The organism is Neorhizobium sp. T25_27 (assembly GCF_002968565.1).
GTDB classification, from domain to species: Bacteria; Pseudomonadota; Alphaproteobacteria; order Rhizobiales; family Rhizobiaceae; genus Neorhizobium; species Neorhizobium tomejilense.
In genome coordinates, this window is record NZ_PVBJ01000006.1 from 162,999 (window position 1) to 176,780 (window position 13,782).

Genomic DNA, 13,782 nt, shown 5'->3' on the forward strand with positions numbered 1-13,782 from the left:
TGTATAACAATGGGAACGAAACCGGGACCAAGGTGTTCCCAGCTCCATGACTGATCAGACATCGCCAGCCAAGGCCGGCACCGCCCCGGCCCAGCCTTCGAAGACAAGGCATCGCCTGAAAATCCTGAGTTATAATGTGCATAGCTGCATCGGTACCGATCGCCGGCTCGACCCCGCCCGGGTAGCCGAGGTCATCGCGGCCTTGGAGCCGGATATCATCGGATTGCAGGAATTGGATGTCGGCCGCAGCCGCACCGGCGGGATAGACCAGGCGCATGTGATCGCCTCTCTTCTGCAGATGGAATTCCATTTCCACGCAGCACTCAACGTTGCCGAAGAGCGTTACGGCGATGCGATCCTGACGGCCCTGCCGGCAAGAATGGTAAAGGGTGCCGGCCTGTTCTCGCATGGCGAACAGCGCGGCGCCGTCTGGGTGGAAATAGAGGTCGGCGAGCACAAGCTGCAGGTCTTCAATACCCATCTCGGCCTGCTGGGCGGCGACCGGATGCGCCAGATCGCCGAAATCCTCGGGCCGTCCTGGATGGGGGCGCCGGATTGCCGGGGCAAGCCGAAGATCCTGATCGGCGATTTCAACGCCACACCCGTGACCGCGACCTACAAGGCCGTCGCCCGCCAGATGGCGGACGTACCGCTTTTGAGCGGCAGGAGGCCCAAAGCCACTTTTCCGTCGCGTCTGCCGCTTCTGAGGATCGACCACGTGTTCGCCTCCAGCGAAATCACACCGGTCGCGACGCAGGTGGTGTCGACCCCGCTTTCCCGCCGGGCCTCGGATCATCTGCCGCTTCTGGTTACTGTCGAACTCTGATCCTCAATGGCTCAGGGTGCGGCTGAGCCGGTGAGCCTCCTTCAGAAGGCGCACTACGTCCTGGTCGGTCGTCTCCCTGAAGTCGCCGTAGTGCAGGCTGACCGCTTCCAGACGGTCGGGAGCCGACAGGCAGACGATGTCGTCCACCTCTTCCTGCAAGGATTCCAGCAATTGACGCGGCGCGACCGGCACTGCGATCCGGATCGACGCGACACCCATGTCCTTCAGCGCATGGATGCCGGCGCGGATCGAAACGCCGTTCGCAATCCCGTCATCGACAAGAATGACGTCGCGTCCCGTGTGATCATGCTCGCTCGGCTCGTCCTCGCCGAAATACATTCGATGGCGCCGTTCGATTTCGGCGAGCTGATGCTCGCGCTCGGCCGCGAGATAACCTGGCGGCACGTGGAACCGGCGGGCGGCGTCCTCGTCGACGATCACGTGCGGCTCCCGCCCATCGACGACAGCGCCGATGCCATATTCGGGATGACCGGGCGCGCCGATCTTGCGGACGATAAGGAGATCGAGCGGCAGGCCGAGCCGCTGGGCGACTTCGAAGGCCACGGGCACGCCGCCACGCGGCAGCGCCATCAGGATCGGATCGGGCGGCAGCGTCGCCTGCATGGCTTCCGCCAATTGCCTTCCGGCATCCTCTCGATCGACAAAGGTTGGGCTTAGACCGAACATGTCATCCTCCCAGGATGGTGCGGTGACATCTGCCACCGCACTTGGTTCTTCTGCCAGCCCGACCGTAACATATCACCGGGCAGGCGTCCGACAACCGTGAGGATGGGGTTTGGGTTCCGTGTTCTCCAAAAGAGTCAGGAGCCCTTGCCCTTGTGGTGTTCGCTTTCCTGGTTGCGGCCACGAATGATCGATGGGTCGTCATGGAGCGAAACTTCCGCGGCCCGCATGTCCAGGTTATCGCCGCGACGGAATGCCTCCTTGGCCGCTTCGCTCCGTCGCAGGTCGGGGCCGGGATCGAAATCCTTGGGCGCATTGGCGGTATTTTCCCGCTTTTCGATGACGTTGCGCTGTTGCTGGTGGGTTTTATTGCCTTGCATGATCTATCCTCCTTGAGAGGTCATTTGTTCGAGCGGCCGCGTTGGTTGGGGTCGACGCCGCCGAAACGGGTCGTGTCGTTGCCGACATCGCCTTCCTCGGTATTGTCGCCGGCGATCTCGTCGGCGCCGGTGAAGCGGTTCAACCCTTTCGACTGGCCGATACCGGGATCCTCCTTGAGATCGGCATCGCTGGGCTTGCGGGTCTTGAAATGTTTGGATGTGGACATGACCGTCCTCCTTGGCTCAGGGACCGCGGTCTGGCCGCGGCCTCAGTGTTTCGTGCTGGACACGAATTTGTTGAACCGGCTGGTTTTGCCGGCTTCCGTTTCTTCCTGGAAAAGGAACACGAGCTTGTTCTCATCGAAGATCGAGAAGAAGTCATCCCATTCGATTTCTTCCAGGGATTCTTCCGGCTTCCCGAAATCGACGCGCAGAATGCCGCCTTCCCTGGCGCCCTTCACCCGGGCCGGATGGCCGCCGCGTTCCTCGATCCATTGCCGGATTTCCTTGTGATCGGTGGTTTCTACGGCTTTGCTCATGGTGCGTTTCTCCTTTCCGTACCTGCTTGCCGAACCGGGACCGCCACCGAAGGTTCCGTGCCAAAACAGGCGAAAGGGGAACAAAACTGATGATCATGGGTTCAACGCGGGTCGGTCGCATGACCTCCACGCGGCCGACATTGTCATAGTACCCTCCCCAACTTGGCGCTTCCCCTCACAGGGAAGCGCCTTTTCATTGACTGCGGCGGTTCAACGCAGGGCCGCGGCATCCGGGCGCGCGGCATTGATGCGCATTGATCTCTTGACGCCCCCCGCCGATTGTCATCCGATGAGATGGATGGGCTTCTGGCCCCCGCCAGAAAAGGGATGACGCCATGTTCGAGACCTTCGACGCGACGCTGCTGGCGCGCATGCAGTTCGCCTTCACGGTCTCGTTCCACATCATTTTTCCTGCGTTTTCGATCGGGTTGGCGAGTTATCTCGCGGTGCTGGAAGGTCTTTGGCTGTGGAAGAAACAGGTCGTCTATCTGGAGCTGTTCGACTTCTGGAAGACGATTTTTGCGCTCGCCTTCGGCATGGGCGTCGTCTCCGGTATCGTCATGTCCTACCAGTTCGGCACCAACTGGAGTGTGTTCTCCGACAAGGTCGGCCCGATCATCGGCCCGCTGATGGGTTACGAAGTGCTCTCGGCATTTTTCCTGGAGGCAGGCTTCCTCGGCATCATGCTGTTCGGCCGCAACCGCGTCGGCCCCGGCCTGCATTTCTTCGCGACCCTGATGGTCGCGGTCGGCACTTTGATCTCGGCAACCTGGATCCTTTCCGCAAACTCCTGGATGCAGACGCCGCAGGGTTTTACGATGAACGACAAGGGCCAGTTCATACCCGCCGACTGGTGGGCTGTCATCTTCAACCCGTCCTTCCCCTATCGCCTCGTCCACATGGTGCTCGCCGCCTACCTGACCACCGCCCTTGTGGTCGGCGCGGTCGGCGGCCTGCATCTTCTGCGCCGCACCGCCCCCTTGCGCGCTGGCACGATGTTCTCGATGGCGATGTGGATGCTGACGATTGTCGCCCCGATCCAGATCTTTGCCGGCGACCAGCACGGCCTCAACACGCTGGAGCACCAACCGGTCAAGGTCATGGCGATGGAAGGCCACTACCAGAGCCATCCGGACGGCGCGCCGCTGATCCTCTTCGGCCTGCCGAACCACGCCGAACAACGGATTGACTACGCAATCGAGATCCCGAAGCTTTCGAGCCTCATCCTGAAACACAGCCTCGATGCGCCGCTCAAGGGCCTCGACACCGTGCCGCGCGAATTGCAGCCGCCGGTGCCAATCGTGTTCTGGTCCTTCCGCATCATGGTCGGCCTCGGGTTCGCGATGCTGAGCCTCGGCCTCTGGAGCCTGTACTGTCGATGGCGAGGCCGCCTCTACACCTCCGAATGGCTGCACCGGGCCGCAATGGTCATGGGGCCTGCCGGCTTCGTCGCCGTCCTCGCCGGCTGGGTGACGACCGAGGCCGGCCGCCAGCCCTATACCGTCTACGGCCACCTGTTGACCGCAAATTCCGTCTCGCCGATCGCGGCAGCGGCAGTAGGCTCCTCGCTGGTCGCCTTCATCATCGTCTATTTCCTCGTCTTCGGCGCCGGCACCTTCTATATCCTGCGGCTGATGTCCCGCCTGCCGCGCGATCCGAGTGGCGATCTCGGCGAAGGCCCGATCCGAACCGCCGGCATAACGCCGGCTCCGCATACCGCAACGCTCCCTGCAGGAGGCCGTCATGGTCATTGACCTTCCCTTCATCTGGGCGGCCATCATCGCCTTTGCGGTGCTTGCCTATGTCATCCTCGACGGGTTCGACCTCGGTGTCGGCATCCTCTTCCCCCTGTTTCCGGAAAAGCGCCATCGCGACGTGATGATGAACAGCGTCGCCCCCGTCTGGGACGGCAACGAGACTTGGCTGGTACTCGGCGGCGGCGGGCTGATGGCGGTCTTTCCGCTCGCCTATGCGACGATCCTGCCGGCACTCTACGCGCCTATCGTCGCCATGCTGCTCGGGCTGATCTTTCGAGGCGTCGCCTTCGAATACCGCTGGCGCACCGGCCGGGCGCAATATCTCTGGAACTGGGCCTTTGCCGGCGGCTCGTTCATGGCGGCACTGGCTCAAGGGATCGCACTCGGCGCGCTGGTACAGGGCATTCCGGTTGCAAATCGGGCCTATTCCGGCGGCTGGTGGGACTGGTTGACCCCGTTTTCGATCGCCACCGGCCTTGCAGTCGTGATTGGCTACGCACTGCTCGGCTCGACCTGGCTGGTGATGAAAACGACGGGCGATCTTCGCGACAAGGCCCGCAGCCTTTCCTATATCGCAGCGCTCGCGACGCTCGCCGCCATGGCGATCTTCAGCCTCTGGACGCCCTTTCTCGAGCCCCTCTATCTGAACCGCTGGTTCTCCTGGCCGACCGCGATCTTCAGCGTCATCGTGCCCCTGCTGGTCCTCGGCTGTTTCTGGCTTCTGCTCACGGGCCTGAAAAACAACCGCGACAGCCGGCCGTTCTTTGCGGCGCTTGGGCTTTTCGTACTCGGTTACGCCGGCATCGGCATCAGCTTCTACCCCTATATCGTGCCGACATCCGTGACGATCTGGGATGCGGCGGCGCCCGATGAAAGCCTCGGTTTCCTGCTGGTCGGCGCGCTAATCCTGGTGCCGCTGATCCTTGCCTATACGAGCTATGCCTATTGGGTCTTCCGCGGCAAGGTCGATCCGGAAGAGGGTTATCACTGATGGCCGGCGGCGAAACCTTCAGGCGGCTCGCCTGGTTCGTCGGCCTCTGGGTGGCCGGAGTGGTAACGGTCGGCACTGTCGGCCTGATCATCAAATTCTGGCTCGGCGCCTAGCGCCGGGCCAGCGCCACCACATAACGCGCCGGTTCCTTGCCTGGATTGAAGAAGACGCAATCGGCAGGCGGGCCGAGCAGAAGGCAATCGCCTTCGGTGAGATGGTGCATCACCGGCCCTTCCTGGAAATCGAGCCGGCCCGCAAGCACCCAGATCTGCTGGTGCTGGAAGGCGAAGGCGGATGCCGGATAGGGCACGCGCACGCCTGATGGCAGCGAAACATCCAGAAGCTCCAACGGGGAATTCGCCGGAGAGACGGCGCGGCGGGTGTAACCCGTTTCCGGATCGGTCCAGACCGGCTGTTCCGCCTGCAGCGCAACACGCTCCTGCGCCCGCTCGGCAAGCGCCAGCAGCACCGAAAGCGGCAGCCCGAAGGCGCCCGAAAGCCGGCCGAGCACGGTCGCCGTCGGGCTCGCCTCGCTGCGCTCGATCTTGCTGATCATCGCCTTGGAGACGCCAGAGCGTTCGGCAAGCTCGGCGAGCGACCAGCCCCGCGCCTCTCGCTCGATCTTCAGCCGCGTGGCGATCGCCTGGACCGGGTCATTTTCAGCCTGTTGCAAGCGGCTTGCCTTTCAACAGTCGTCTTCTATAGTGGACAATGGCATCCTATAAGAGACAAGCCTTGCCGGCAATGAGGAATTCAAGGGGAAGATCGTGACGCGCGAAATCCGTTTCAACGCCTTCGACATGAACTGCGTCGGCCATATCCAGCAGGGGCTCTGGGCACATCCGCGCGACCAGTCGCACCGCTATGGGCAGCTCCGCTACTGGACGGACTATGCGAAAAGGCTGGAAGCGGGCCTGTTCGACGGCATATTCCTCGCCGATGTGCTCGGCGTCAACGACGTCTTCGGCGGCAGCAACGCGGCAGCGCTGAGGGGTGCGGTGCAGGTGCCGGTCAACGATCCGCTGCTGCTGGTGCCGGCCATGGCCGCCGTCACCGAACATCTCTCATTTGGCGTTACCGCCAACCTGACCCACGAACCGCCTTTCGTCTTCGCCCGCCGCATGTCGACGCTCGATCACCTGACTGGCGGCCGGATCGGCTGGAACATCGTCACCGGTTACCTCGACAGCGCCGCGAAGGCGATCGGCCTTGATGGGATGGCGGCCCATGATGACCGCTACGACCTCGCCGACGAGTATATGGAGATCATGTACCGGCTCTGGGAAGGAAGCTGGGAGGATGACGCTATCGTCTTCGACCAGGCGAACCACGTCTACGCCGACCCGGCCAAGGTCCACAAGGTCCATCACCGCGGCAAGCAATATGGCATCGAGGCGATCCATCTCTGCGAACCCTCGCCGCAGCGCACCCCGGTTCTCTACCAGGCGGGCTCCTCGACCCGCGGACGCCAATTCGCCGCCACCCATGCAGAATGCGTCTTCGTCAACGGCCAGAAGATCGAAGGCGTCAAGGGCATCGTCGACGACATCAGGGCTCGCGCCGTCAAATACGGCCGCAACGCGGAGGACGTCAAAGTCTTCGTCGGCGCCACGATCGTCACCGGCCGCACCGAAAAGGAAGCGCGCGAAAAATTCGAGGATTATCGCGCCTATGCAAGTTCCGAAGGTGCTCTCGTGCATGCCGCCGGTTCGCTCGGCATCGACTTTGCAAAATACGATCTCGACGAGCCGATCGAGACCGGCAAGAGTTCTGCGATCGTCTCGAATGTCGAGGCGATGACCCGCACCGCCGGGCCGCAATGGACCAAGCGCAAGCTGCTCGAACAGATGGTGCTCGGCAGCCGCCAGGCGCCGATGGTGGGTTCTGCAGAACAGATCGCCGACAACCTCGTCGCCTGGATGGATGAGGCCGGCGTCGACGGTTTCAACCTGTCGCGCACCATCGTTCCGGAGTGTTTTGACGATATCATCGAACTGGTCATCCCGATCCTGCAGGAACGCGGCCTCTACAAGACCAGCTATCGCGAAGGCCCGTTCCGTGAAAAGCTGTTCGGGGCGCCGCGCCTGCCCGACAGGCATATCGCCGCCAGATACCGCGTAACGGGATAGATTGATGAGCACCGCGACGACCCTGGAAACGCCAGCCGCAGGCCGCTGGTCGATGCTGGCGCTGCTGTGCCTCGCCGTCGTGCTCTCCTTCTCCTGCTGGTTTTCGGCAAACGCCATCGCGCCGGAGCTGAAACGCGTCTGGTCGCTGTCCGAAAGTGCCGCCGCCTGGCTCACCAACGGCGTGCAGATCGGCTTCGTGATCGGCGCTCTGGCCGCAAGCCTCTTCAACCTGCCGGACCTCATCCGCATGAACCGGCTGATGGCGGCCTCCGCCCTGCTTGCCGCGCTCTCCAATGCCGCCTTGGCTCTGGAGCCCGGCGCGGCCGGCGCCATCCTGTGCCGCATGGTCACCGGCTTCGCGCTTGCCGGCGTCTATCCGCCGGCGCTGAAACTCGTCTCCACCTGGTTCATTTCCGGCCGCGGCCTGGCGCTGGCCGGCGTCATCGGCGCGATCACCGCCGGTTCGTCGCTGCCGCATCTCTTTCGCGGCATGTCGTCAGCGGTCGACTGGCACAATGTCGTCCTCTCATCGAGCGGTGCGACGCTGGTCGGTGCCGTCGTTTTCCTCGTCTTCACCCGTGAGGGCCCCTATCCGTTCGGAAAGGCGCTGTTCGATCCGCGCCAGATCGGTCGGGTGCTGAAGGACCGCAACCTGCTGCTCGTCAACGGCGGTTATCTCGGCCATATGTGGGAGCTTTATGCCATGTGGGCCTGGCTGCTCGCCTATCTGACCGCAGCCCTCGACAAGGGTGGAACCGGCATCAGCAGCGAAGCCTCGCTGCTCACCTTCATCGCGGTCGCCTCAGGCGTGTTCGGCTGTTTCGCCGGCGGCGTGCTCTCGGACCGTTTTGGCCGCACCGCCACCACCGCCGGCCTGATGATCGTCTCCGGCCTTTGTGCCCTGACCATCGGCTTCGTATTCGACGGCCCCTTCTGGCTGCTGGCGCTGGTGGTGATCGTCTGGGGGATTTCGATCATCGGAGATTCGGCGCAGTTCTCCGCCGCGGTGACCGAACTTGCCGACCGCAATTACATCGGCACGGCGCTATCGCTTCAGATGGGCATGGGTTTCGCGCTGACCATCTTCATGATCTGGCTGATGCCGCATCTGGCCGCACTGCTTGGCGGCTGGCGTTGGACATTCGTGTTGCTGGCGGTCGGGCCAATCTTCGGCGCCGCGTCGATGCTGATCCTGCGCCGTAGACCGGAAGCCGTTCGGCTGGCCGGCGGTAGGCGCTGATCAGGCGACGAGGCGACGGCCGGGCATCTCTTCCCGCTTCTGGCGGTCGCGGGCGAGCCGTTCCGCGCTGCGGGTCTTGAAGCCGCGCAACGCCGTGACCAATCGTTCAACAGCATCGCGCAGGTCCGACGTCTGTTTCGACGTCTCCAGCACCATGGCCGAATTTTCCTGGGTGAGCGAATCCATCCGACTCAGGGCCCCGTTGACCTCGTGCAGGCCGGTCGACTGATGTGCCGCCTCGGTCGCGATCGTCCTGACGATCGTGTTGATGTCGTCGATGCGTGTAGTGATCTGGCTGAGCGCCGCACCGGCATTGTTGACGAGATCGACACCCGCCTGCACCTGCCGTGAACTGTCGGAGATCAGATCCTTGATCTCCTTGGCGGCATCGGCGCAACGCTGCGCCAGCGCCCGCACTTCCTGGGCCACGACGGCAAAACCGCGACCGGCCTCGCCGGCACGCGCCGCCTCGACGCCCGCATTGAGCGCCAGAAGATTGGTCTGGAAAGCGATCTCGTCGATAACGCCGATGATCTTTGAAATCTCGTCGGACGAGCGCTCGATCTCGCCCATGGCCGCAACGGCCTGCTTGACGACCGGCCCCGAGGCACGCGCCTCCGAAAGCGCCACGTCGACTGCGCCGGCCGCCTTGCTGGCGCCTTCGGCGGTGCCGGAAACGCTGTGGGTGAGCTGGTGCAGCGTCGCCGAGCTCTCCTCCAGGCCCTGGGCCTGTTCCTCCGTCCGCCGGGCAAGATCCTTCGAGGCCTGGGAGATACCGTTGGTGCTGACGAGGATTTCCTCTCCGGCATGGCGCACTGTCGCCAATGTGCCGCGCAGCCTTTCGGCACTGCCGTTGTAGCCTTCCGCCATCCTGACGAAGTTTTCAGGAAGAGTCGTTGAAAGCCGGCTCTCCAGATCGCCCGCGGCAAGCCCCTGAAGCACGTCGTCCAGAGCCTCGAGCGCAACTTCCTGCTCCTCATCGGCGGCGAGCTTCGCCTCCTCGGCGTGGCGGCGCTGTTCTGCCTGTATCTCCAGATAGGCGGAGATCGAATAGTCCAGGTCGAGCATCGCCGCCTTGACCAGCGTCGCAACGTCCTTGGCAAGCTTTTCGGATTTGCCGCGACCGAAACGGGAGGGCCAGTTCTCGGCCATCACTTTATGGATGAGGCTTTCCACGACCAGCGCCTGGCCGCCGATGTGCCAGCGCGGATCGAGGCCAGAATGGGCATGCGCGGCGCCGACGGCCTGCACGCTTTCCACATAACGCTCGTCGTATTTGGCCTCGCCGACAACGTTCCAATGGCTCATCTGGCGCTTCTTGGCACCCTCGACGTGAGCCTGGTTGGTGAAGAACTTGGCGGTGTCGGGTGTCGACTGGATCTTCTTGTAAAGCGCGCCGAGAGCCGTCGAAAGGCCGGCATTGATGGTCGGCGCGAGACGACGAAGCGTCCAGCGTGCCTCCTGGTCCAGACCGATAAAATCCAGACGCTTTTGCAGTTCGCGTTTTTCTTCAGCCGACGACATTATGATCCCCCAATCCGCCGCGGTCACCGCCCTTTGGGAGGTGTATCGGTTCCATATTGTGAAGGTTAAGGTGTAGGATCCCTTAATGCGTACCCCTAAAAACTGATAGGAAGTTACATTTTGCGATGAATTTTCGCCGCCCGAACGATGCTGATGCGGCGGAAGTTCGAGGAATTCTCTTGCGCGAATTATTCGAGCGTATAATAAGCCGTAACGCCGTGCCAAGAACGGCCTGCCCGTTCCTCAGGAGATGACCCGTGAACCGCCGCACCTACCATAGGGCAAGCGAGGCCGAGCGGCGCGAGGACCTGATTGCCGCGACGCTCGATTGCATTGCCGAGTTCGGCATCCAGGGCGCGACGGTCCGCCAGATCGCCATGCGCGCCGGCGTCACCGGCGGGCTGATCCGGCACTATTTCAGCAGCAAGGACCAGATGCTGCAGGCGGCCTACCGAAAGGTGATGGCGGGCATGACCGAGGCGGCAGTTGCTGCCGCAATCGAGGGCGAGACGGCCCGCTCGCGCCTGCGCCGCTTCATCGTCGCCAATGTGACGCCGCCGGTGACCGACCCACGCACGCTGTCGCTCTGGGCCGCCTTCATCAGCCATATCCAGATCGACCAGAGCTTCGCCGCCATCCATCGCGAAAACTATCTCTCCTTCCTGGAAGCTCTGGAGACGCTGCTGTCCGCCTTTTTCGTCGAGGAGAAGCGAGCACTGAGCCCTGCCCAATGCCGTACCTATGCGATCGGGGTCAACGCGCTCGTCGACGGCCTCTGGCTGGAGGGAACGCTTGCGGCCGATACGTTTGCGGAACACGAACTCGCAGAAAATGCCCTGATTTCCGTGGAAGCGCTGCTGCGCCTGCAGCCTGGCGAGCTTTCGGCCGAACAACGATAAGAAAAGGAACCACCGATGCGTTATGCCTCGATCACCGACCGCCTCGCCCATCTCGGCTCCGGCCGCTGGGCACTCCACCTGACCGCCCGCCGTATGCAGGCATCTGGCGAGGACATCATCGAACTCACCATCGGCGAGCCGGACGTCAAGCCGGACAAGGCCCTGCTCGACGAGGCGGCGCGCGCCATGTATGCCGGCCGCACCCGTTATTCCAACGGCCGCGGCGAACCGCCGGTGCTGAAGGCGCTGGTGGAAAAGTATTCGAAACGCCGGCCAGGTGTCACGGAGCGCAATTTCCTCTGTTTCCCCGGCACCCAGACCGCGCTCTACGGCGTCATGACCGGTCTCGTCGAAGCCGGCGACGGCGTGCTGGTCGGCGATCCGCTCTATGCCACCTATGAAGGCGTCATCCAGTCCACCGGCGCACACATGATCCCCGTGCCGCTGCGTCCGGAAAAGAAATTCCACCTGCAGGCCGAGGACCTCGAACGGGCGATCACGCCGGAAGCCCGCGTGCTCCTTCTCAACACGCCGCACAACCCGACCGGCGCTGTGCTGACCGCCGCCGAGATCGCCGCGATCGGTGAGGTCTGCCGCAAGCATGACCTCTGGATCGTTTCGGACGAGGTCTATGAGCAACTGATCTTCGAAGGCACGCCCTTCGCCTCGCCCTTCGATATTCCGGCACTGGCCGAACGCACCATCGCGGTCTCGTCGATCTCGAAATCCCACGCTGCCCCCGGCTTCCGCAGCGGCTGGGCCGCCGGCCCGGAGGAGTTCTGTGAAAGACTGCTGCCGGTGTCCGAGACCATGCTGTTCGGCGTGCAGCCCTTCATCTCCGACATGACCGCCATGGCACTGTCGCAGCATTTCGACACCGCCGACGTGATGCGGGAAAATTACCGCCGCCGTGCCACGATCGTCGAGAAGGCGTTTGCCGGCAGCAATCTCGTCAAGCCGATGCCGCCGGAAGGGGGCATGTTTGTCCTGCTCGACGTGACCGCCACCGGCCTCAACGGCGAGGAATTCGCCTGGGAACTGCTGCGCGAGGAAAAAGTCGCCGTCATGCCCGGCACCTCCTTCGGCGACCAGGCCGCAGGTTTCCTGCGCATCTCGCTGACGGTCCCGGACGATGTGGTTGCAACCGCCATGGACCGTATCGCCGATCTCGCTGGCCGCATCGCATCCACTGGACGTGACCGCGCGACGACGCCGATGGCGTGAGCGAAGTTCCCAATTGATCTCCCGGAGCAAGACGGTCTATCCTAACTCACGGTTGATTTGAAAACTGCCTATCGGAGGAGCGCAACATGCCCCACGTTATCGTCAAAATGATCGAGGGCCGCTCCGAAGAGCAGAAGCAGGCGCTGACGGCTGAGGTGACGAAGGCGGTCATGACCGCCCTCGGCTCCGCCGAGAGTTCCGTGTCGGTCGCAATCCAGGACTTTCCGAGGGACGCCTGGACCGACAAGGTGTACGTGCCGGATATCCAGGGGCAGCCGGAGCTTGTCTACAAAAAGCCCGGTTACGATCCCTTCAAGTAATCGGCTGATCCCGGAAAATTGGCGGTCTCCTCCGCCGGCGGCTCCCAGCCGAAGACGCTGCGGCCGCCCCATTCGTGCGAGCGGCGGAATTCGCCGGCGACGATCTCCTTGAGGTCCGGGCCTGTTACATACCGTTCCATCTGGCGGGCCTGGTCGTCGAGCCGCTTCAGCGCCTGCAGCTCTTCCTCGCGGCCGAGCCGGGCCTTGCCGACGGCAGATTTCATCACCTTGATCGTCTCGTCATAAACCTTCAGCGGCACCGGAAACGGATGCCGATCCTTGCCGCCGTGGGCGAGCGAGAAACGCGCTGGATCGGAAAAACGGCAGGGCGCGCCATGCACCACCTCGGCGACCATGGCGAGTGCCTTGACCGTCCGCGCTCCAACACCCGGCATCAGCAGCAGGTTCTCGAAATCCTCCGGGCCGCGATCTGCAGCGGCCGCCAGCGTGCCATGCAGCCGCCTCATGTTGACGTCCTCCTCGCGGACATCGTGATGCGCCGGCATGATCAGATGCGGCAGCATCGGCTGCGCCAGTTCCTTCGTTTTTCGGGCCGGCTCGATGGCGATCACCTCGCGGACGATGCGGTCCGGCCCGAGCGTCGCGAGCAGATCGAGCTGGCCCTTGCGGGAGGCTTCGGCGCGGTGGTCGGCGAGATTGACGATCTCGCCCTGCCCGCGGCCTTCGATCGCCGCATGCGGGGAATCGACGAAGCTCTTCAAGCCCTCCGAGATCCAGTGGTAACGCCGCGCCTGGCGCTTGTCGCCGTTCATGCCCTGCTGCACCACCACCCATTTGCCGTCGTCGGTGACGATGAAGCCATGCAGGTAAAGATCGAACCCGTCCTGCACCGCGGCGCTGTCCACCTTGGCGACCAGACGGCTGGTCGTCGCAAGGCCGCCGCCGTCGATGCCGACACGGTTGCCGACGGCGATCAATTCGTCCGGCGTCTTGCGGGAGCTCTGGCCGCGGCCGCCGCAGACATGGATGCCGAGCTCGCCGGCCATCGGCGTCAGCCCGCGCTTGAGTGCGCCGAGGACGCTGGTGGTGATGCCGGAAGAATGCCAGTCCATGCCCATGACGCAGCCGAAGGACTGGAACCAGAAGGGATGCGCCAGCCGCCGCAGAAGTTCGTCGCGGCCGTATTCGATGACGATCGCCTGGGTGATGACGGCACCGAGCCTGGTCATGCGCTCGCCGAGCCACCGGGGAACCCGGCCGCCGTGAAGCGGGAGATCGGCGCTGCCTGCTCTTTGAACCATGCCCCGC

At 63.4% G+C, this 13,782-nt stretch carries 15 protein-coding genes; 8 read left to right on the forward strand and 7 right to left on the reverse strand.

Translation table 11 applies throughout. The features are described from left to right. Positions 1-46: 46 nt before the first annotated feature. Positions 47-826 carry an endonuclease/exonuclease/phosphatase family protein gene (locus C5J24_RS18445; RefSeq protein ID WP_105419881.1) on the forward strand — a complete coding sequence of 260 codons (780 nt, stop codon included), beginning with the start codon at positions 47-49 and terminating at the stop codon, positions 824-826. Between the two features lie 3 nt (positions 827-829). Here the strand turns inward: C5J24_RS18445 and C5J24_RS18450 are convergent, their stop codons facing one another. The 4 genes from C5J24_RS18450 to C5J24_RS18465 all read right to left on the reverse strand — a co-directional run bounded on the left by C5J24_RS18450 (position 830) and on the right by C5J24_RS18465 (position 2,429). Next, entirely contained in the window at positions 830-1,513 is a 684-nt protein-coding gene (locus C5J24_RS18450; RefSeq protein WP_105403038.1) for a phosphoribosyltransferase, read from the reverse strand. 134 nt (positions 1,514-1,647) lie between these two features. Beyond that, positions 1,648-1,890 (reverse strand): hypothetical protein, encoded by a 243-nt coding sequence (locus tag C5J24_RS18455; RefSeq protein ID WP_105419883.1) that lies wholly within the window; start codon positions 1,888-1,890, stop codon positions 1,648-1,650. A 20-nt stretch (positions 1,891-1,910) separates the two neighbouring features. Then, complete coding sequence (locus C5J24_RS18460) at positions 1,911-2,117, reverse strand: hypothetical protein (protein ID WP_105403040.1); 207 nt, start codon at positions 2,115-2,117, stop codon at positions 1,911-1,913. A 42-nt stretch (positions 2,118-2,159) separates the two neighbouring features. After that, positions 2,160-2,429, reverse strand: a complete 270-nt coding sequence (locus C5J24_RS18465) for a hypothetical protein (RefSeq protein WP_046634288.1) — start codon at positions 2,427-2,429, stop codon at positions 2,160-2,162. A 335-nt stretch (positions 2,430-2,764) separates the two neighbouring features. Between C5J24_RS18465 and C5J24_RS18470 the strand changes: the two genes are divergently transcribed. Together C5J24_RS18470 and cydB are read left to right on the forward strand one after the other, a co-directional pair. Then, positions 2,765-4,183 carry a cytochrome ubiquinol oxidase subunit I gene (locus tag C5J24_RS18470; RefSeq protein WP_105419885.1) on the forward strand — a complete coding sequence of 473 codons (1,419 nt, stop codon included), beginning with the start codon at positions 2,765-2,767 and terminating at the stop codon, positions 4,181-4,183. Further along, the gene (cydB, locus tag C5J24_RS18475; protein WP_105419887.1) at positions 4,173-5,177 is read left to right on the forward strand and encodes a cytochrome d ubiquinol oxidase subunit II; all 1,005 of its coding nucleotides are present in this window, start codon (positions 4,173-4,175) and stop codon (positions 5,175-5,177) included. The genes C5J24_RS18470 and cydB overlap by 11 nt, the downstream gene beginning before the upstream one ends. 109 nt (positions 5,178-5,286) lie before the next feature. Here cydB and C5J24_RS18480 read toward each other — a convergent pair whose 3' ends face one another. Further along, positions 5,287-5,850, reverse strand: a complete 564-nt coding sequence (locus C5J24_RS18480; RefSeq protein ID WP_105419888.1) for an XRE family transcriptional regulator — start codon at positions 5,848-5,850, stop codon at positions 5,287-5,289. A gap of 94 nt (positions 5,851-5,944) precedes the next feature. On the opposite strand from C5J24_RS18480, the gene C5J24_RS18485 reads away from it, so the two are divergent. Together C5J24_RS18485 and C5J24_RS18490 are read left to right on the forward strand one after the other, a co-directional pair. Further along, on the forward strand, positions 5,945-7,306 hold the full coding sequence (locus tag C5J24_RS18485; RefSeq protein ID WP_105419890.1) for an LLM class flavin-dependent oxidoreductase: 1,362 nt from the start codon (positions 5,945-5,947) through the stop codon (positions 7,304-7,306). Between the two features lie 4 nt (positions 7,307-7,310). Then, entirely contained in the window at positions 7,311-8,546 is a 1,236-nt protein-coding gene (locus C5J24_RS18490) for a nitrate/nitrite transporter (RefSeq protein ID WP_105419892.1), read from the forward strand. Here C5J24_RS18490 and C5J24_RS18495 read toward each other — a convergent pair whose 3' ends face one another. Next, positions 8,547-10,070: a globin-coupled sensor protein gene (locus C5J24_RS18495; protein WP_105419894.1), complete on the reverse strand. Its 1,524-nt coding sequence runs from the start codon at positions 10,068-10,070 to the stop codon at positions 8,547-8,549. A 257-nt stretch (positions 10,071-10,327) separates the two neighbouring features. Between C5J24_RS18495 and C5J24_RS18500 the strand changes: the two genes are divergently transcribed. The 3 genes from C5J24_RS18500 (at position 10,328) to C5J24_RS18510 (ending at position 12,513) form a co-directional block, all read left to right on the forward strand. Then, the gene (locus C5J24_RS18500; RefSeq protein WP_038545783.1) at positions 10,328-10,969 is read left to right on the forward strand and encodes a TetR family transcriptional regulator C-terminal domain-containing protein; all 642 of its coding nucleotides are present in this window, start codon (positions 10,328-10,330) and stop codon (positions 10,967-10,969) included. A 15-nt stretch (positions 10,970-10,984) separates the two neighbouring features. Then, entirely contained in the window at positions 10,985-12,193 is a 1,209-nt protein-coding gene (locus tag C5J24_RS18505; protein ID WP_105419896.1) for a pyridoxal phosphate-dependent aminotransferase, read from the forward strand. 86 nt (positions 12,194-12,279) lie between these two features. Continuing rightward, entirely contained in the window at positions 12,280-12,513 is a 234-nt protein-coding gene (locus tag C5J24_RS18510; RefSeq protein ID WP_038590168.1) for a tautomerase family protein, read from the forward strand. Here the strand turns inward: C5J24_RS18510 and C5J24_RS18515 are convergent. Beyond that, on the reverse strand, positions 12,495-13,775 hold the full coding sequence (locus C5J24_RS18515; RefSeq protein ID WP_105419898.1) for a DUF763 domain-containing protein: 1,281 nt from the start codon (positions 13,773-13,775) through the stop codon (positions 12,495-12,497). The two genes, C5J24_RS18510 and C5J24_RS18515, sit on opposite strands and share 19 nt — an antisense overlap. Positions 13,776-13,782: the final 7 nt, after the last annotated feature.